At 62.2% G+C, this 18,359-nt stretch carries 16 protein-coding genes and 1 pseudogene; 10 read left to right on the top strand and 7 right to left on the bottom strand.

The annotated features are described in order from the left end of the window. The first annotated feature begins 396 nt into the window (after positions 1–396). The 6 genes from ACK543_RS06145 to ACK543_RS06120 are packed head-to-tail and all read left to right on the top strand — an operon-like array spanning position 397 to position 7,363. The gene (locus tag ACK543_RS06145; RefSeq protein ID WP_409941969.1) at positions 397–687 is read left to right on the top strand and encodes a hypothetical protein; all 291 of its coding nucleotides are present in this window, start codon (positions 397–399) and stop codon (positions 685–687) included. A 21-nt stretch (positions 688–708) separates the two neighbouring features. Next, on the top strand, positions 709–948 hold the full coding sequence (locus ACK543_RS06140; RefSeq protein ID WP_409941968.1) for a helix-turn-helix domain-containing protein: 240 nt from the start codon (positions 709–711) through the stop codon (positions 946–948). Further along, a complete protein-coding gene (locus ACK543_RS06135; RefSeq protein WP_409941967.1) occupies positions 945–2,810 on the top strand; it encodes a site-specific DNA-methyltransferase in 1,866 nt (621 codons plus the stop codon). The genes ACK543_RS06140 and ACK543_RS06135 overlap by 4 nt, the downstream gene beginning before the upstream one ends. A gap of 9 nt (positions 2,811–2,819) precedes the next feature. After that, complete coding sequence (locus ACK543_RS06130) at positions 2,820–3,902, top strand: AAA family ATPase (RefSeq protein WP_409941966.1); 1,083 nt, start codon at positions 2,820–2,822, stop codon at positions 3,900–3,902. A 3-nt stretch (positions 3,903–3,905) separates the two neighbouring features. Beyond that, on the top strand, positions 3,906–4,586 hold the full coding sequence (locus tag ACK543_RS06125; protein ID WP_409941965.1) for a DUF4276 family protein: 681 nt from the start codon (positions 3,906–3,908) through the stop codon (positions 4,584–4,586). Further along, on the top strand, positions 4,583–7,363 hold the full coding sequence (locus ACK543_RS06120; RefSeq protein ID WP_409941964.1) for a DEAD/DEAH box helicase family protein: 2,781 nt from the start codon (positions 4,583–4,585) through the stop codon (positions 7,361–7,363). Before ACK543_RS06125 ends, ACK543_RS06120 begins: the two co-directional genes overlap by 4 nt. A 371-nt stretch (positions 7,364–7,734) precedes the next feature. Here ACK543_RS06120 and ACK543_RS06115 read toward each other — a convergent pair whose 3' ends face one another. From ACK543_RS06115 to ACK543_RS06100, 4 genes and pseudogenes are all read right to left on the bottom strand, one after another. Then, a complete protein-coding gene (locus tag ACK543_RS06115; protein WP_409941963.1) occupies positions 7,735–8,886 on the bottom strand; it encodes a DUF1501 domain-containing protein in 1,152 nt (383 codons plus the stop codon). Positions 8,887–8,890: 4 nt separating this feature from the next. Then, positions 8,891–10,279 (bottom strand): DUF1800 family protein, encoded by a 1,389-nt coding sequence (locus tag ACK543_RS06110; protein WP_409941962.1) that lies wholly within the window; start codon positions 10,277–10,279, stop codon positions 8,891–8,893. A 101-nt stretch (positions 10,280–10,380) separates the two neighbouring features. Then, positions 10,381–11,079, bottom strand: a complete 699-nt coding sequence (locus ACK543_RS06105; protein WP_409941961.1) for an SDR family NAD(P)-dependent oxidoreductase — start codon at positions 11,077–11,079, stop codon at positions 10,381–10,383. 35 nt (positions 11,080–11,114) lie between these two features. After that, positions 11,115–11,396 (bottom strand): annotated as a pseudogene (locus ACK543_RS06100) (AAA family ATPase); the annotation flags it as partial. A 92-nt stretch (positions 11,397–11,488) separates the two neighbouring features. Between ACK543_RS06100 and ACK543_RS06095 the strand changes: the two are divergent. Continuing rightward, positions 11,489–12,220 (top strand): hypothetical protein, encoded by a 732-nt coding sequence (locus tag ACK543_RS06095; RefSeq protein ID WP_409941960.1) that lies wholly within the window; start codon positions 11,489–11,491, stop codon positions 12,218–12,220. Between the two features lie 169 nt (positions 12,221–12,389). Here the strand turns inward: ACK543_RS06095 and ACK543_RS06090 are convergent, their stop codons facing one another. From ACK543_RS06090 to ACK543_RS06080, 3 genes are all read right to left on the bottom strand, one after another. Beyond that, positions 12,390–13,898 carry a tripartite tricarboxylate transporter permease gene (locus tag ACK543_RS06090; protein WP_409941959.1) on the bottom strand — a complete coding sequence of 503 codons (1,509 nt, stop codon included), beginning with the start codon at positions 13,896–13,898 and terminating at the stop codon, positions 12,390–12,392. Positions 13,899–13,910: 12 nt separating this feature from the next. Next, positions 13,911–14,429: a tripartite tricarboxylate transporter TctB family protein gene (locus tag ACK543_RS06085; RefSeq protein WP_409941958.1), complete on the bottom strand. Its 519-nt coding sequence runs from the start codon at positions 14,427–14,429 to the stop codon at positions 13,911–13,913. An 85-nt stretch (positions 14,430–14,514) separates the two neighbouring features. Next, positions 14,515–15,474, bottom strand: a complete 960-nt coding sequence (locus ACK543_RS06080) for a Bug family tripartite tricarboxylate transporter substrate binding protein (protein ID WP_409941957.1) — start codon at positions 15,472–15,474, stop codon at positions 14,515–14,517. 126 nt (positions 15,475–15,600) lie between these two features. On the opposite strand from ACK543_RS06080, the gene ACK543_RS06075 reads away from it, so the two are divergent. The 3 genes from ACK543_RS06075 to ACK543_RS06065 are packed head-to-tail and all read left to right on the top strand — an operon-like array spanning position 15,601 to position 18,178. Next, the gene (locus tag ACK543_RS06075) at positions 15,601–16,290 is read left to right on the top strand and encodes a response regulator (protein WP_409941956.1); all 690 of its coding nucleotides are present in this window, start codon (positions 15,601–15,603) and stop codon (positions 16,288–16,290) included. Next, positions 16,287–17,747, top strand: a complete 1,461-nt coding sequence (locus ACK543_RS06070) for a sensor histidine kinase (RefSeq protein ID WP_409941955.1) — start codon at positions 16,287–16,289, stop codon at positions 17,745–17,747. Before ACK543_RS06075 ends, ACK543_RS06070 begins: the two co-directional genes overlap by 4 nt. A gap of 5 nt (positions 17,748–17,752) precedes the next feature. Further along, the gene (locus tag ACK543_RS06065; protein ID WP_409941954.1) at positions 17,753–18,178 is read left to right on the top strand and encodes an RNA-binding S4 domain-containing protein; all 426 of its coding nucleotides are present in this window, start codon (positions 17,753–17,755) and stop codon (positions 18,176–18,178) included. Positions 18,179–18,359 lie beyond the last annotated feature (181 nt).

Here is an 18,359-nt window from a genome sequence, read left to right as displayed (position 1 = left end):
AGCGAAAATCGGCCCCAGCGAGGACAGTTTTTGCCGAATTTGCAGCCCCATAGCCGAGCTATGGGGCAAAAAGGCGGTTAAAAATGGACCGCTGCGGTCGATTTGCAGCCGACGATTTCCAAGTCCGACAGGCTCCTAGAGCACAGGCAAAGCATCCGACGCCTGCACTACGTGGCGCACAGCGGTGGTGGCCTGGTGCTCACCATGTGTCTCACGCGCCATCCCCGTCTTGTGTCCCTTGTCGACAGGGCTGTTCTGTTCGCGTGCCAGGCGCTGCACGCCGCCCCGTCAAGGTCCCGAAAGTGGCTGCTGCGCAGCTTGCGCCTGGCCAGTCGACTCCATGGCTCGATTCCAGGTCGCCGCCTGGGGCTGGGGATCCAGGATGAGTCCTGCTTCATGATGCAACAGTGGTACGACTGGAACATCAGCGAGCGGTTCATCGGACTGGACGGCTTTGACTACCTGGCGAGCATGAGCCAGCTCAAACTGCCGGTACTGTCCGTATCGGGCGCCGCTGACAGGCTGATTGCGCCGCCAGCTGCGTGCAGAAAGTACCTTGAGGCCTTCGGTGGCGACGGAAACCGCTCGATCGAATGCGGGCTTTCCAGCGGATTCAGTCTGGACTACCCTCTGCCATCTTCAGGATGGCAGAATTGGCCAATCTTTGGCATATCTAACTCACCCTAGCCAACTGCAGAGCAGCCCAGCATGACCGAGCCAGATGCAGACGAAATCCTCACGCTGGATGAGGTGGCCGCCTACCTGAAGGCAGGCAAGAAGACCGTGTACCGCCTGGCCCAGCAGGGCCAGATACCGGCCTTCAAGCTGGGTGGCACCTGGCGCTTTCGCCGTGCCGAGCTGCACCGCTGGATGGCCGCCCAGACCGGCGCGCAGGCTGCCGCCCCCATGGCCGCAACAGCCGCCAACAAGACACAGGACAAACCATGAGTGACCAGAACCCCAGCGCAGCCGACCTGGCCGCGAGCCCCAACCCTGCCGACGAGCTGCGCGCCAAGCTAGCCGACCTGATTCCGGGGGCGTTTTCTGAGGGCAAGCTGAACCCCGCCGCGCTCAAGCGCGCTCTGGGCGAAGCCAATGTGAACGAGGGCAGCGAACGCTACGCGCTCACCTGGGCGGGCAAGGCCGACGCCTACAAAGTGCTGCAAACGCCGTCCACCGCCACGCTACGACCCGAGCGCGACAAGTCGGTGAACTTCGACCAGGCGCAGCACGTTTTCATTGAAGGCGAAAACCTGGAAGTGCTCAAGGTCTTGCAAAAGGCTTATTTCGGCAAGGTCAAGCTGATTTACATCGACCCGCCTTACAACACCGGGTCAGACAGCTTTATTTACCCCGACCGGTTTCAGGAGAGTAAAGAGGATTATCTCAAACGCATCAACGATCTGGCCGATGACGGCACGCTGATGCGCGAAGGGTTCTTCCGAAAAAATAGCAAGGAAAGCGGGCATTACCACAGCAATTGGTTGTCGATGATGTTGCCGCGCCTGTACATCGCACGCAATTTGTTGCGCGAGGATGGGGTGATTTTTGTTTCTTGCGATGACAACGAGGTGCATAACCTGCGGTGTTTGATGAATGAGGTGTTTGGGGAAGAAAATTTTATTGGCTCACTGATTTGGAAAAGCCGTCACAATGTCGATAGTAGAAATAAGACCGGACTCTCTTCGGACCACGAGTATGTGCTTGTCTTTGGTCAAAGGATTTCGGGGCAGGAGATTGACGAGACTAAATACTCGCACCCAGACAACGACCCCCGCGGTCCATGGATGAGTGACAACATGGTTGGCTTGGCAAATGCAGAGCAGAGACCGAATCTACACTATGAGCTGATAAATCCAGAAACTCGCATTAGGTACACATGTCCTGAAAAAGGCTGGCGTTACGACAAGACCACAATGTCAAAGAAAATAGCGGAGAAGCGCATCTTGTGGCCATCAAGTCCGGATGGTCGACCCAGACATAAAAAATTTTTAAACGAAATCAAAAGTCGGCTCACTGGGTTTTCGTCCCTGTTGGATGTTCCAAATACGTCAAGAGGAACTCAAATTATTAGAGAGTTATTCGGGTTTGCGGCATTTGACTTTCCGAAGCCGTATGAACTGATCAAGGAATTAGTTCGGCAAGGTGATGGCGATGACTGTCTTGTAATGGATTTTTTTTCTGGCTCATCGCCTACAGCACATGCCGTGCTCGATTTGAATATACAGGATGGTGGCAACAGGCGATATGTTTGCATCCAGCTTCCAGAACCGACCGATGAAGGAAGCGAAGCATTCCGTGCATGTTTCAAGACAATTGCCGATATAGGCCGTGAGCGTATTCGCCGCGTAATAGCGAAGCTCGAGTCTGCCGTCGATCTAGCGCCCGCGCATCGCGAAGATCTCGGCTTCAAATCTTGCGTGCTCGCCCCCTCGAACTTCAAACAATGGCGCGGCGACGGCATCGACACCCCCGAACAGTTGGCCGAGCAAGTGCAGATGTTCGCCAAGTCTGAAAAAGAAGGTGCGGCGGTTGAAGACACGCTCTACGAGCTGCTGCTGAAATTTGGCCAGGAACTGACCGTGCCCATCGAAACGCTCGAAGTCGCGGACGGTCAGGTGTTTGCCATTCACGACCGCAAGATGCTTTTTGTTTTGGCGTCGTTCACCGAGGCCATGATCGTGCCGCTGGTCGCCATGAAGCCACGCGAGATCATCGCCATCGACGGGGTGTTCAAGGACTCGGACATGCTCAAAACCAACCTCGACCTGCAGTGCCGCGACGCGGGCATTCGGTTCACCTGTTTGTGAGGCGGCACCATGTCTAGCGTTCGTTCGCTCACGGTCTCGGGCTACAAGTCCATCCGTGAGCTGAAAGAGTTTCCCCTGAACGACCTGAACGTGCTCATCGGCGCCAACGGTGCGGGCAAGAGCAACTTCATTGGGCTGTTTCGGCTGCTGGGTGAAATCGTGGAAGAGCGCTTACAGCTCTACGTGCAGACCCAAGGCGGGCCGGACGCGTTGCTGCACGGGGGCCGCGCGCGAACGGAGCGCTTGCACGCCGAGTTCTACTTTGGGCTGAATGGGTACAAGTTTGACTTGGTGCCCACCTCGGATAACAGGTTGGTATTCGAGAGTGAATACAGCTGGTATGCGGGTGATCGGTTTCCGGGCTCGTATAGCGCTTCGCTGGGTGCAGGACATGCAGAGTCCAAACTTCAGGTCGCGACAGACAACTATTCCCGACATGTTCGTGGTTCAGTCACCAATTGGCGCGTCTACCACTTCCACGACACCAGCGAGCGCGCCAAGGTAAAGCAGAAGCATACGGTCAACGACAATCTGCGCCTGAAACCAGACGCAGCCAACTTGGCCGCCTACCTGCGCTTGCTGAAAGAAAAGCACGAGCCCGAGTACCTGAACATCGTCAACACGATTCGGCTGGTGGCACCGTTCTTTGATGACTTCGTACACCGGGAAGGCGACGCGGACACCATTGAGCTCGAGTGGCTGCAAAAAGGCAATCCGGACACGCCGTTCAAGGCCCACATGCTGTCTGATGGCAGCTTGCGCTTCATCTGTCTGGCCACGCTACTTCTCCAGCCCTATTACAAGTTGCCAGAGACGGTGCTGATTGATGAGCCTGAATTGGGCCTGCACCCTTATGCGATCACGGTACTGGCGGACATGTTCAAGCAGGTGGCCGAAAATCGGCAGTTGATCGTGTCCACCCAGTCGGTGGAATTGCTCAACGAGTTGACGCCGGACGATGTGATCGTGGTGGACCAGGTCGACGGCGCATCGACCTTCAAGCGCTTCACCCAAGACGAGCTTTCGGGCTGGCTGGATCAGTACGCCATGGGCGAGCTGTGGAAGCGCAATGTGCTCGGCGGAAGGCCGTAAATGGTGGAAGTGATCGTTTTCGCCGAAGGCCCGACGGAAGAGCAGTTCATCAAGCGGGTGGTGGCACCTGCGCTGCGGCCCCTGCAAGTGTTCTTGAAGCCGCAAATGCTCAAGACCTCTCAAGAAGCCCGGGGCGGCGCCATCAACTTTGACCGCCTGAAGTTCAACGCCCGCAACACTCTGCGCCAACAACCCGCCGCCGTGCTCACCACACTGCTGGACTTGTACGGGCTGGACACCTCGTTTCCTGGCTTTGAGGAAGCCAAGAGCAAACCCGACCTGACCAGCCGGGTGACACACCTCAACGCGGCACTTCACCAGGAACTGGTGGCCTATGTGAAGTGCAGGCCCGAGCGTTTTATTCCACACATCCAGCCCCATGAGTTCGAGGGGCTACTGTTTTCCGACACCGAGGCCCTGTCGCAGACAGAGCCGGGTTGGCAAGCGCGAGAGGCCAAATTGGCCGCCGTACGGGCAGAATTTGAAACGCCTGAGCACATCAATAACAGCATTGAGAAAAAGCCGTCAAGGCGGCTGGAGCAGCTGCTGCAACCGGGATACAAGAAAACCCGCCATGGCCCTTTGGCCGCTGAGCGGGTCACGCTGGCCGCCATGGAGCGGGAGTGCTTGCACTTTCGCCGGTGGATGGAGGCGCTTCGCAACTTGGGAGGGCACCCCCAGTGAAACTGCAATTTGACGCCCATCAGGATTACCAGCTGGAGGCGATTCGTGCCGTGGTGGCTTTGTTCGAGGGCCAGCCGGATGCCTCGCAAACCGCCGTCACGCGCGAGGATGAGCTGTCTAGCCTGGCACTGAGCGAAACCGGCATTGCCAACCGCCGTGTCATTGACGATGAACAGTGGCTGGCCAACCTCAACGCCGTGCAGAAGACCCACGGGCTTGAGCCTTCAGGTGCATTGGCGACCATGACGCTCGACAACGGCGAGCCCGTGGGCAGCTTCCCCAACTTCACGGTGGAGATGGAGACCGGCACGGGCAAGACCTATGTGTACCTGCGCACGGTGCATGAGCTGGCCAAGACCTATGGCTTTAAAAAGTTCGTGATCGTGGTGCCGTCTGTGGCGATCCGTGAGGGTGTGCTGTCCAGCCTCAAGATCACCCGCGAACACTTCCAGACGCTGTACGGCTATGAACGCATGGAGTTCATGGCGTACGACTCGGGCAAGGTCAACCAGCTTCGCAACTTTTCCCTGTCTGACGCGATTCAAATTTTGGTGATTAACATCGACGCCTTCGCCAAGGACTCGACCGACACCAATGACGACGCCGCCAGCGGCAAGGCCAAGAAGAAGACCAAGGGGAACGTCATCAACCAGATGCGCGAGACGGGCGTGAAGCCTATTGAGTTCATTCAGGCGGCGCACCCTGTGGTGATCGTGGACGAACCGCAGAACCTGGAAACCGACATTCGCAAGCAAGCCCTGGCGCGCTTGAACCCACTGTGCACGCTGCGCTACTCCGCCACGCACCGCAACGCCTACAACCTTATCTATTCGCTGGACCCTGTGCGGGCTTACGAACTGGGACTGGTCAAGCAGATCGGGGTGGACTCGGTGATCGAGCTGAAGGACGCCAATCAGGCGTTCATTGAGGTCGAGGGCTTCAAGACGGGCAAGCGCAGCGTGTCCGCCAAGATTTCGATCTGGGTCAACCAAGCGCAAGGACCGGCCAAGAAGTCGGTAACCGTGAAAAACGGAGACGACCTCTACGCACTTTCGAACCAGCGGGAGATTTACCGCAACGGATTTATCGTCAACGAGATCGATGCGGCCGAGGGCTTTGTGACCTTTGCCAACGACGTGCGTGTGGCGCTGGGTCGCCCCCATGGCGCGCTGACCGATGCGATCCTTCGTTTGCAGATTGAGGCCACCGTTCGCCGCCATTTTGAAAAGGCGAAGAAGCTGCACCCCATGGGCATCAAGGTGTTGTCGGTCTTCTTCATTGACCGCGTGGCGAACTACCGCGCGTATGGCGAGGATGGTTCGACAACCAAGGGCAAATTCGCGGAATGGTTCGAAGAGATTTATGCGCAGTACCAGTCCAAGGACGAGTTCTCGGGCCTGCTGAGTGCTGAGGCTTCGGCGGTACACAACGGCTATTTCTCACAAGACAAGCGGACCGTATCCCCCTTCGAGACCCTGACCGGCAAGACCAATGCCGATGCTGAAGCGAGTGCGTTCGAGTTGATCATGCGCGACAAGGAACGCTTGCTGGGACTTGAAGAACCACTGGCTTTCATCTTCAGCCACTCTGCGCTGCGCGAGGGCTGGGACAACCCCAACGTGTTCCAGATTTGCACCCTGGCCGAGTCCAGCTCCGAAATCAAAAAGCGGCAAGAAATCGGGCGCGGTCTTCGCCTGGCGGTGAACCAAGAAGGGGAGCGGGTGCGCGACCCGGCCATCAACCGGCTGACCGTGATCGCCAACGAAAGCTATGAGGACTTTGCCAATCAGTTGCAGTCCGAGATGGTCGAGGCTGGTGTGAGGTTCAAGCGCGAAATGATCAAGAACGAGCGCGACAAAGTGACAGTGCGCCTACGCAAGGGGTTTGATACCGACCCGAAATTTCTTGCTCTGTGGGAGCGGATTCGGGCTCGAACCCGCTACAGCGTGACCTACAAGACGGAAGAGCTGGTTGCCAAGGCGGCCAGCCGTATCAAGGCCAAGATGCCGATCATCGAGCGACCCAAGGTGGCGTTCACTCGCGCAGATATTGACGTTAGTTCAGGTGGCGTGGTGGGCAAGCAAACTGGGTATCGCACTCAGACTGTGGAAGCCAGATATGTGATGCCGGACTTCGTTGGGCAAGTGCAGGCCAAGACGGGACTGGCGAAATCCACGGTGGCGAACATCTTGCTCGAAACAGGCCGACTGAGTGATGCGGTGAACAACCCACAAGCGTTTATCGACCAGGTGTCGGAGATCACCAACGCGGTCAAGCGCGAGTTTCTGGTCTATGGCGACGGCACGGATGACAGCGGTGTGAAATACGTGAAGTTGGACGATGCCGTCTACGAGATGCGCCGTTTCGAGCGCGACGACTTGATGGAGGTGTTCGCGTCGAATGTGCGCGCGGTGGAAAAGCAGGAGAAGACACTGTTTTCTCACATCGTTATCGACTCCAACTCTGGGCCGGAACGTGCCTTTGCGCAGTCGTGCGAGGACAACGACGACGTGCTGTTTTACATCAAGCTCCCGGGATGGTTTCAGATCGAAACCCCGGTGGGGTCGTACAACCCTGACTGGGCTTTGGCGTACCGCAATGACAAGACCCTGTACTTTGTGGCGGAGACCAAAAAGACAGGGTCAGGGGACCATGTTCAGCTGGACCTGTTGAGGCCGATTGAGGACTTGCGCATCGAGTGCGGCAGGCGCCACTTCAAGAACTTCGAGCAGGTGCAGTTCAAAGTGGTCACTGAGCTCACCGAGCTGGTCGGGTGAGCGGGTGCCGCGAGGGCGCGCGGCGCAGGTGTACCGGAGTTCTCGGTACACCTGCGGTACACCCGTCAGTTCGGGCGGGCTTCGCTCAGTTTCGCTAAGTTGTTGTCAGCCAAGTACTTTCAGCTTTTCTAGGCTTCGCATGGTTTCGGTAGACTTCCCCCTGCAAGCATTGTTCTACCGAAGCTCACGGGTAAAAATTCGTTGAACAGATCACGATGTCGCAGTCGCGCGGATGCGCGACACAGCATGGCGGTGATGGCGGCGTCTTGATGGCACGCATGGCCCAACCGGCACACGGGGGAACCTCTGCACAACTGCCTGCAGGCTGCGCTGGCTCGCACCAGACATGGTGACCGCTCGCCCGCCCCGCATCACGCGCGCACCAGCGGCGGCAGCGCTGATCTGACGGTTGGCATGCTGGGGAAAAGCGTCCGCGCCGTGAGCTGGGGGTCCAGCCCGAAGGTCTCCGCGCAAGCCGCCGTCACGAGCGCGTCCAGGCCCAGCGTGGGTCTGAGGTCACGCCCGTCCAGAAGCTGCCCTTGTGCCAGGCCCGGCCAGTCGGCCAGAACGCGGCCACCCTGAACCGGCCCACCCAGCAGCATGGCGACAGCGCCCGTGCCGTGATCGGTACCGCCGGTGCCATTGGCGCGCGCGGTGCGCCCGAACTCGGTGGCCACCAGCACCACGGTATCGGCCCACACATTGCCCAGACCGTCGCGCAAAGCCGCCAACAGGCTGTCCAACCCCCTGAGCTGCGTTGCCAGACGTGCGTTTTGCGCGCTGTGGGTGTCCCACCCGCTGGTTTCAATCATGGCAATGCGCGGGCCGTCGGGTCTGGCAAGAAACCCTGCCGCCATGCGGCCCAGTGCAGCCGCATCCTGGCGGCGCTCACCGCGGCTCGCGGCCCCACCCGCCATGCCCCGCGCGTCCAGCGCCGACGACCACAGGCCGCTGAGCTGCGCATCGCGGGCATAAAGCTGTTCCACACGTTGCATCAGGTCATCGTGAGGCTCGGGAAGATTCGATGGGGCATAGGTCACCACCGGGGAGCTGCCACGCAGGGCCGGGGGCACCGCCGATGCGAACGCAATGGCGGCCTTGTCGTCTGCGGGCAGCAGCCGCGAGAGGCGGTTGAGCCAGCCATCCTTGAGCTGGTAGGGTGCGCTGCCGCCGGTCTCCAGCACGTTTTGCGCATCAAAATGCGACCGATCGCGGTAAGGGGATGCCACCGCATGGATGAACTGGGCCTGGCCTGCAACGTACATCTGGTGCAGTTGCGCCAGTGACGGGTGCAATGCAAAGCTGCCGTCAAGCTGCAACGTGCTCGACGGATCCATGGCAAGTGCCCCACGCAGGTCGGCATACGCCGGGTCGGCATACGGCACGACCGTGTTCAGGCCGTCGGCCGCGCCGCGCTGAACCACGAAAACCAGGCGTCTCGCAGTGGCTGCCCGGGCAAATAGCATACGCGGCGCGGCCAGTGCAGCGGCCGCACTGATGAAGCTTCTGCGGTCCAGATTCATCGCATTACCTCCTCAAGAATTCGGGCGATACCAGCATCAGCGCCAGCGCCGTGCGTCCGCTGTCTGCCCGTGCAAGGGCATCGGCCGTGTCGCGGCTGAGGCTGCCGGGCAGCACCTGGGGCGCCAGCGCCCGGGCATCGACGGCATTGCCGGCCTGGCCCGCAAGCCGCTGGGCCACCTCCACCCGGCGCAGCAGCGCATCGGGCGCCGCCCAGGTGGCGGTGACATCGTCATACCCGGCAGGCGAACCCGGCCGCCAAACGGGCTGACCCAGCTGGTTCATCAAGGCCGCAGCTTGCGCCGGAGGGACCTGCGTGCGGCCCAGGGCGCGCAGCGACGACACGCCCCAATCCCAGGGCGACTTGAACTTGGGCTGCCCCGGCTCCCAGGCCTCGGGCGCGGTCAGCAGTTCGCGATACACCGCGGGCAGGTCACCGCCGGTGCGCAAGAAAACATCTGCCAGCCGCTGCACCAGCGCGGGCGGTGGCTCGTCGGCCACGAAATGGCGCGCAAGCTTGGTGGCCACATGCCTGGCCGTGGCCGCACTGGTGGCCATGTCATGCAGGATGCCCAGCGCCTGCTGTTCGCCGCCCTCTGCATACGTGCGGCCGAGCACCGTGCGGGCGCCGGGTTCGTGCAGAGTCGGCACAAAGCGGAAGGTGGCCCCCGGCGCGTTGCCCGCACCGCGCTCGCTGTCGCCCGGCAGGGTCCAGCCGGTGAGCGCACGGGCGAATTCAGTCACATCGGCCTGGCTGTACCCGCTGCGTACGCCCAGCGTGTGCAGCTCCAGGATTTCACGGGCCAGGTTTTCGTTAAGGCCCCGCTGGCGTTGCGCGTCCCGCATCCCGGCCCGGCGGCCGGCCACGCTCTGCGGCCCGATCGACTGCGCCTGGTCCAGGTACAAAAGCATGGCCGGGTGCCGCACGCAGGCCAGCAACAAGTCCTCAAAACGCCCCAGGACGTGGGGCCGGATGGCGTCGGCCTCCAGGCTGCCTGCCATGGCCACGATCTGGACCTTGTCCACCGACACCGCAAAATGGTTGGACCAGAAATACACCAGCCGCTCGACCAACGGCGTGCTCGTCTGCAGCGCCTGATCCATGCGCGCGCCCACGGCGGCAAGGTGCTCTTCGCGGCCTCGACGCAGGTACGTCTCGCGGATGGCGGCGCGCTCGCCTTCGGGCGCCTGCCGCACCGCGCGCTGCTGGGTCAGCCACGCCTCCACCAGATCGGGGGTCCGCGCGAGGGACGCGATGGGCGCAGGGCGGGGATCATAGGCATCGAGTTGCGCCAAAAGCCAGCGGCTCGGGTCGTCGGGAATCGTGTCGCCCGGGCGCGCCCCGAGTCCGAACCGGTTCAGGGCGATGGCAGGGTTTTTGGCAAAAGTGCGCATGGGCTTGATTCTGGCCGACCGGTCAATGCGGGATGTGTACCCGATTTGACTGGCATGTATCGCATTGGTAAAGAAAGCCGGACGCCGCCGCTACCGGGCCTTCACCACGGCAGCCGCTCGCCGCTGTAGGCGTAGAAGCTGCCGGTCTGCTCAGGGCCAAGGCCATCTAGCACGCCCAGCATGTCGGCGGCAGCCTGCGCTGCATCCCGGCCGATCTCCGCACCGTTAAATGGTGCCGAAAGGGCCGATGTCACGGTACCCGGGTGCAGTGCCACCAGCACTGCTTTCGGATGGGTGCGCGCGACTTCGATCGACGCGGTCTTGAGCAGCATGTTGAGCGCGGCTTTGGACGCCCGGTAGCTATACCAGCCGCCCAGCCGGTTATCGCCAATGCTGCCCACCTTGGCCGACAGCACGGCCAGCACGCTGCGTTCACGGCGTGCCAGCAGCGGCGCGAAGTGCGCCAACACCAGTGCGGGGCCGAAGGTATTGGTGCGAAAGGTCGCTTCCATTTGCGCGTAATGGAGCTGGCCCAGGCGCTTTTCAGGCAACCCTTGGGGGCCATGGAGCACGCCGGCCGCGTTGATGACCAGGTGCAACGGCCCGCCCGCACCCACATGCGCCGCAGCCCGGGCGACACTGGCTTCGTCATCAAAATCCACCGCCGGAGCCGTGCCACGGCCCAGGCCCAGCGCCTCCCCGCAGCGCGGGTCTGAACGCAGGTGCTCCAGCAGTGCCGCGCCGATGGCGCCAGTCGCACCGATCACCAGGGCGCGGTAGGAGTCGGGAAGGGATTGCATGGTGGTCTGTGATGAGCTTGGCAATAAGGAAAGGCGGGCTGGCCGGTTTCGAGCACCTTGCGCATCTGGGTGTAGGGGATCACATCCTCCACCATGCGGCCCACAAACTGGTCCACCGACGAAAAACCGAGGTCGGGCAAAAAGCGCTGGTAGCCATCGTTCACCCAGACGATGCGGCCACTTCGGTCCACCAAAAACATGCATTGGCTGACGCTGGAAAACAACTGGAACATGGACCGCGCGGCCAGCTCCAGGATGCTCTGCCCGTCCAGGGGCAGCGCGGGGCTGGCGCGGTCGGTGGTGTCGGTCAATGGCATCACGCGATGGTAGCGCGCACGACCGTGCGCCGACCACCGCAACGCGCAAGGCGCGTACCATGCGGGCTGAATCCAACAAACGCCCGCGTTCGATGACCTTGCGCCCCCTGCCCTGGCTTTCTGTGGCCCTGCTGATCGCAGGCTGGTGGTGGGGCGACACCCTGCCGCCCGTGGCCAGCCTGCACCCGGACGTGCTCACCGAACCGCAGCAGACAGGCACCCAGCGCCGCCCCTTCAAGGTGCAGGCGCAAAAGATCGACTACACCGTGACCCCGGTGCAGGACTACGCCATCAGCGGCCTGGTGGTCAGCCGCCACGACACTTCGACCTGGTGGAACTGGCTCCACGCGGCCGCCAACGATCATCTGAACGTCGCCGACCTGTGCATGGTGTGGGGGGCCAACGCCCGCTCGGGCGCCTACACGCGCATGTCGTTCTCCAGCGGCCAGTTCGTCTGCTACGTCAGCACCCGCGACCCAGAGGCCGCCCGCCCCGACAACCTGCGCGCGCTGTCCAACAACCATCTGCTCACCGACTCCCCCGCCGTGGCTCGCCACCTGCGTGGCCTGCGCGTGGGCGACCAGGTGACCATCCGGGGCGAACTGGCCGAATACCGCCACCGCGCGGGCTTTGACTTTTTCCGAGGCACGTCCCTCACGCGCGATGACCAGGGCAACGGCGCCTGCGAAACCATCTTCGTGCGCGATGTGAAGGTTCTGCGAAGCGCGCCGCTGTGGCCGCAGCTCATGTGGTGGGCAGGGCTGGGGCTGCTCGTCCTGTCCTTGGGACAGTGGTGGAACAGGTCGCATCGCCGCGACGATTAACGCATCCAGGGCTGCGCGTGTTGGTTTGACCCACCTGAGCCTGACCCCCCGCCACCTGCACATCGTCCCGAAAAAAACGCCGCAACGTGGTGCGAGGCGAGTTATCCAACAACAACCGCGCCTCAAGGCGCGGTTTTGTAGGGGGGGGGTGCAGGACGCGGCCAGCCCGTCAGCTGGCGGTGGCCATGGCCAAGCGCCGGGCTGCCCATCGGCGCAGCAGCCGCGGAACGATGAGTACCGCCAACACAATCACGATCAGGGTGACCGAACCTGGGCGCTCCAGGAAGATCGTCCACTTGCCCTCGCCAATCGCCACCGCGTTGCGCATCTGCGCCTCGGCCAGCGGGCCCAGGATCATGCCCACCACCACCGGCGCCGACGGAAAGTCGAAGCGGCGCATCACCACGCCCAGCAGGCCAATGCCATACAGCAGCACCAGGTCGAAGGCGCTTTGGCGCATGCCATACACGCCCAGCGTAGAGAACACCAAGATGCCCGCATACAGATAGGACTTGGGGATCTTCAGCAGCTTCACCCACAGCCCCACTAATGGAAGGTTCAAGATGAGCAGCATCACGTTGCCGATGTACATGGACGCAATCAGCGCCCATACCAGCGCGCCGTTGGTGTCAAACAACTGAGGGCCGGGCTGGATACCGTAGTTCTGGAACGCACCCAGCAAAATGGCGGTGGTGTTCGACGTGGGAATGCCCAGCGTGAGCAGCGGAATCAGCGTGGCCGTAATGGCCGCATTGTTGGCGGCTTCGGGGCCTGCCACGCCCTCAATGGCGCCGGTGGTGCCAAACTCTTCCTTGTGCTTGCTGAGCTTCTTTTCGGCGGCGTAGCTCAGGAAGGTCGGGATCTCGCTACCACCCGCAGGAATGGTGCCAAACGGGAAGCCAATGGCGGTCGCACGCAACCACGCGGGCCAGGAACGCCGCCACTCCTCCTTGGTCATGTGCGTGCTGGTCAGGCGGTTCTGGGTTTCGTTGGTGCGGCCCTCGTACATCACGTTGTACAGCGCCTCGCCCACCGCGAACAGGCCCACGGCAATCAACACGACCTCGATGCCGTCCATGAACTCGGGCACGCCACCGGTGTAGCGGGCCTCACCAGTGATCTGGTCAATGCCGATGAGCCCCATGGCCAAGCCGACAAACAGCGCCACCAGGCCCCGCAGCGTGCTCTTGCCCAGCACCGCACTCACCGTGGTGAAGGCCAGCACCATCAGCATGAAGTACTCCGGCGGGCCCAGGCGGATGGCGTACTCGGCCACCAGCGGCGCGCAGAACGTGACGAGCACCGTCGCAATCGTGCCCGCCACAAACGAGCCAATCGCTGCCGTGGCCAAGGCGGCGCCCGCCCGGCCATGCTTGGCCATCTTGTTGCCCTCCATGGCGGTGACCATGGAGCCAGCCTCACCGGGCGTATTAAGCAGGATGGAGGTGGTGGAGCCGCCGTACATCGCGCCGTAGTAAATCCCGGCAAAGAAGATCATCGACGCCGTGGCCTCGACCTTGACCGTGATGGGAAGCAGCATGGCCACGGCCACTGCCGGGCCAATGCCGGGCAGCACGCCCACGGCCGTGCCAATCATGCAGCCCACAAAGGCCCACATGAGGTTAATGGGTGTTGCAGCGGTGGCAAAACCCTGCATCAAAAGGTTTAAGGTTTCCATATCGAGCAGGCCTCAGAGCCACCCCGTGTTGGTGAGGCCGGGCAAATTGATGGCCAACAGCTGCGTGAACAACCAATATACAGGTGCCGCCACCGCCATGCCGATGCAGGAATCCTTGATCCAGGCCTGCAGGCGCAGGTCGAGTGCACCCTCGGAACTCTTGAACCCGCGCACTGACAGCACAAAGCACAGCGCGCAGCTCAGGATGAAGCCAAGGGTGGTGATGAGCATCGCATTGAGCAACAGCCCTGCGGACACCCAGATGAAGCCCTTCCAGTGGGCACGAACGTCGCCAGAGCCTTCTTCCAGGTTACGGAACCCGCCCGTCCGTGCATGCACCACGCACAGGACACCGCACATCAGCAAAGCAATGCTGACCACCCACGGGACGAAGCTAGGGCCCACGCCGCTGTAACCCGCCTCCGAGCTGATCGATCTGGCGCCCCAAGCCATCGCAAGCGCCACCAGCACCAATCCCACGCCGATCAGGGTTTGCAAGGGTATGGAGCGCGATGAATGTTGTTGTGTCATGTTTTTCTCCTTCGCACTGTCCGTACAAGGCCACGCCCCGGCACTCCGCAAGAGTCCTGCGGCACGCCCTACTTGCCGCCTGCAATCAGATCATGCCGGACTTGGCCATCGTGGCGCGCATGCTGGCAAACTCCAAATCCACAAAGTTGGCAAATTCGTCTCCTGCCATCCAGGCAGGTGTCCAGCCATTCTTGACCATCGCATCCTGCCAGGCCTTGCTCTTGAAGGTCTTGGCCAGGGCATCGATGAGCGCCTTGCGCTGCTCCGCCGTGATGCCCGGGGCACCGTACACGCCGCGCCAGTTGCCAATTTCCACGTTGATGCCCTGCTCCTTGAGCGTGGGAACGCTCACACCCTTCAGGCGCGTCGGCGACGTCACGGCGATCGGAAGCATCTTGCCTGCGGAGATGTATTCGGCAAACTCGCTGTACCCGCTGCCACCCACCGTGACGTTACCCCCCAGGATGGCGGCAGTGGCCTCGCCACCCCCACGGAAAGCCACGTAGTTGATCTTGGACGGATCCACGCCCGCATCGCGCGCAATCATCGCGGCGGCAATGTGCTCGGTGGAACCACGCGAGCCGCCACCCCACTTCACGCTGCCCGGGTCCTTGCGCAGTTGCTCGACCACGTCCTTCATGGATTTAAAGGGCGAATTGGCGGGCAGCACAAACACGTTGTATTCGCTGGTCAGGCGCGCCAGTGGCGTCACCTTGTCCAGCCCCACGGGCGGCTTGCCGGTGATGATGCCCCCCAGCATCACCGCGCCCATCACCATCACGGCATTCGGATCGCCCTTGCTGGCATTGACGAACTGGGCCAACCCGATAGCCCCGGCGGCGCCACCCTTGTTGTCATAGGTCACCGCACTGGTAACGCCTGCGTCCTGCATGGCCTTGCCCAACGCGCGGCCGGTGGAGTCCCAGCCACCGCCCGGGTTGGCGGGAATCATCATCTTGATGGCAGAAGCTGTCTGCGCAGACACCGGCAGGGCGCCAGCGGCCGCCAGGGCAGCCAGTGACTTGAGAAACATATCGCGACGCATCGGTTGACTCCTTGTAGATTTATGACCGCCCCAATGATGCGCGAGTCGCCTGTCAAACGGCTGTCCGCAGACTAAGGGAAAACACTCACGTAGCCCATCCTGCGGGACAGTGGTAAGGTTTCGCGCATGCAATTGCTTCTTGTCGAGGATGACCCCACCATGCAAGCGACGCTGCACCGCGCCCTCACGCGCCGAGGCATCGAAGTGACTGCTACAGGGGATGGGGGCACGGTTCTCAGACACTGGATTGCGCGCCAGCCCGACGCGGTGGTGCTTGACCTCACGTTGCCAGGGCTTGATGGGTTGCAGGTATTGAAACAGGCGCGGGACAAAGGGCTGCGAACGCCCGTACTCATCCTCACCGCGCGCGGCACGGTGGGCGACCGGGTCATCGGCCTCAATGCAGGAGCCGACGACTACCTGCCCAAGCCGTTCGACCTGGACGAGCTGGAGGCCCGGCTGCGTGCGCTCGTGCGCCGCTGCTCCGACCCGGCAGTTTCTAACGCTATGACACCGGGCACGGTGCAGCTGGGCGCCATCCGATATGACAAGGAAAGTGGCGCGCTGTACCGCCACGGCGAGGTGATGGAGTTCACACCGCGCGAGCTCGCGCTGATGCATGCGCTGCTGGCCCAGCCCGGGCATGCCGTGGCCAAGGAACGCCTGTATGAACTCGTTTTCCCGGGCCAGCTGGACGTGCAGTACGAAGCGATTGAGGTGGTGGTGTACCGCCTGCGAAAGAAGCTGGCGGGCACCGGTCTGACGCTGATGACCCTGCGTGGCCTGGGCTACCTGCTGCGGACCGACGAGGCATGAACGCCCCACCGGCCAACCCTGCCGCCCACCACTCTCTCAGGCGACGGCTGCTGGCGGGCATCCTGGTGCCCGTCGCGCTCTTCATCGTATTCAACACCTTCAGTCTGTACCGGCAAGCCCTGACATTGCTAAACACCGCCTATGACCGCACTTTGCTCGCATCGGCCAAAGTCATCAGCGAGCAGTTGGACGTGACAGGCTATGACTCGGCGGCGCAGTTGCGCGCTACGGTGCCCTACTCGGCTCTGGAAGCCTTTGAAGCCGACAACCAGAGCCACATGTTCTACCGGGTGTCCACCCTGGGCGGAGAGCTGGTTTCTGGCTTTGAAGAGTTGTCGTTCTGGACCGGGACCATTCCCGCGCGTCCGCCGTATGCAGCGCTGGTCGACTTCTACGACGACCGTTTTCGCGAACGCAACGTGCGTGTGGCCGTGCTGCTGCAGCCCGTGTCCAGCGCCAAGGGCCGCACCGTCGCGGTGGTCCAGGTGGCCGAGACGCTGGAGGTCCGCGAAAAGTTGGCGCTGCAAATCCTGTGGAACACCCTGATGCGCCAAGCGGCGCTCATCGCTGTGATTGCCGTCACCGTGGTGCTGGTGGTGCAACGTGCAACCAAGCCCGTACGACAGCTCAGCCACCAGCTGCAGGCGCGGCGTGAGGGTGATCTCAGCCCCATTGCCGCACCCTCGGCTCCGCGCGAGCTGCAACCGCTGATCGATGCAACCAACCACGTGATGCAACGACTGCGGCACCTGCTGCGCCATCAAGAGCGGTTTGTGCGTGATGCTTCGCACCAGCTGCGGACGCCGCTGGCCGTTCTGAAGACCCAGGTGCAGTCAGCACTGCGGGGCGATGTGGAGCCGGTCCAGGCGCTGCGCGAAATCGGCGATACCGTGGATCGCGCCACACAACTGGCCAACCAGATGCTGGCGCTGGCCAAGGTGGAGCAGCTGCGCCAGCAAAGCGAGCCGCCCCTGTCGCGCCTGGACGACATCCTGCGCGCGGTGGCGCTGGATTTATCGCCCCTGATCGCGCAGCGCGACCTCGATTTCGGCATCCATACCGAGCCAGCGCCCGTTCAGGCACACGAATGGATGCTGCGCGAGCTGTGCCGCAACCTGCTGCACAACGCCATCAGGCATGCGCCGCCCGGCAGCGAACTGACGGTCGACCTGCGTTTGCAGGGCCGTGATATCACCCTCACCATCAGCGACCACGGCCCGGGCATCGACGATGAGCTGGCCGCGCGGCTGTTCCAGCCTTTTTCGGCGGGCGACGTGCGCACCGGCAGCGGTCTGGGTCTGGCCATCTGTCAGGAGATCGTTCAAGCCCTTCAGGGCACCATTGCACTGACCAACCGCTACCGCAACGGCACGGTCCACGGTCTGGACGCCGTCGTACGCCTGCCGGGATCTTGGCCCGCCGCTGAGACTCACGGCGCCACGGACACGGGACAATAGGGCCCATGAACACGACAGAATCCATGCGCCTGGACAAATGGCTGTGGTGCGCCCGCTTCTATAAGACGCGCAACCTGGCGATTGAAGAAATCAACAAAGGCCGCGTCACGGTCAACGGGCAGGCCGTCAAGCCTGCCCGCGACTTGCGCTGCGGTGACTTGGTGGCGTTGCGTCAGGGTCCGGTGGCGCGCACCGTGCTCGTTCGCTCGCTCAGCGGCGTGCGCGGGCCCGCGCCCGTGGCGCAGCTGCTGTACGAGGAAACCGCCGAAAGCATCCATGCCCGCGAGACCGCTGCCGAGTTGCGGCGCCTCGCCCCCGAACCGGCCACAGCCCTGAGCCAGGGCCGCCCCACCAAGCGCAACCGCCGTGACATCGAACGCACCCGCACCCAGGGCTGGGGAGACCGGTGGAGCGCCTCGCACGGAGATTGATGCGAGCTGGGACGAGCGCAGGCGCGTTCCGAACATCATTTAGCCCGGATATTTCACCGTCCTCCGTAAAAACGATGACGGCATGGCCCTTTGAGTGCGCGTTTATCGAGGTGTAGAAACTTGATGAACGAGCGAGCCATGCCGAATCCAAACTGTACCGAACAAACTGAACTCGATCTGG

The sequence above is a fragment of the Acidovorax sp. genome, from assembly GCF_046341535.1.
Classification (GTDB): Bacteria; Pseudomonadota; Gammaproteobacteria; order Burkholderiales; family Burkholderiaceae_C; genus Acidovorax.
This window is presented reverse-complemented; position numbering and strand designations above follow the sequence as displayed.

Coding starts and splice junctions, on each gene's coding strand:
- ACK543_RS06085 (WP_409941958.1), bottom strand. CDS start 14,429: ATGACACAACAACATTCATCGCGCTCCATACCCTTGCAAACCCTGATC.
- ACK543_RS06080 (WP_409941957.1), bottom strand. CDS start 15,474: ATGCGTCGCGATATGTTTCTCAAGTCACTGGCTGCCCTGGCGGCCGCT.
- ACK543_RS06135 (WP_409941967.1), top strand. CDS start 945: ATGAGTGACCAGAACCCCAGCGCAGCCGACCTGGCCGCGAGCCCCAAC.
- ACK543_RS06140 (WP_409941968.1), top strand. CDS start 709: ATGACCGAGCCAGATGCAGACGAAATCCTCACGCTGGATGAGGTGGCC.
- ACK543_RS06075 (WP_409941956.1), top strand. CDS start 15,601: ATGCAATTGCTTCTTGTCGAGGATGACCCCACCATGCAAGCGACGCTG.
- ACK543_RS06110 (WP_409941962.1), bottom strand. CDS start 10,279: ATGCGCACTTTTGCCAAAAACCCTGCCATCGCCCTGAACCGGTTCGGA.
- ACK543_RS06145 (WP_409941969.1), top strand. CDS start 397: ATGATGCAACAGTGGTACGACTGGAACATCAGCGAGCGGTTCATCGGA.
- ACK543_RS06095 (WP_409941960.1), top strand. CDS start 11,489: ATGACCTTGCGCCCCCTGCCCTGGCTTTCTGTGGCCCTGCTGATCGCA.
- ACK543_RS06065 (WP_409941954.1), top strand. CDS start 17,753: ATGAACACGACAGAATCCATGCGCCTGGACAAATGGCTGTGGTGCGCC.
- ACK543_RS06130 (WP_409941966.1), top strand. CDS start 2,820: ATGTCTAGCGTTCGTTCGCTCACGGTCTCGGGCTACAAGTCCATCCGT.
- ACK543_RS06070 (WP_409941955.1), top strand. CDS start 16,287: ATGAACGCCCCACCGGCCAACCCTGCCGCCCACCACTCTCTCAGGCGA.
- ACK543_RS06090 (WP_409941959.1), bottom strand. CDS start 13,898: ATGGAAACCTTAAACCTTTTGATGCAGGGTTTTGCCACCGCTGCAACA.
- ACK543_RS06105 (WP_409941961.1), bottom strand. CDS start 11,079: ATGCAATCCCTTCCCGACTCCTACCGCGCCCTGGTGATCGGTGCGACT.
- ACK543_RS06115 (WP_409941963.1), bottom strand. CDS start 8,886: ATGAATCTGGACCGCAGAAGCTTCATCAGTGCGGCCGCTGCACTGGCC.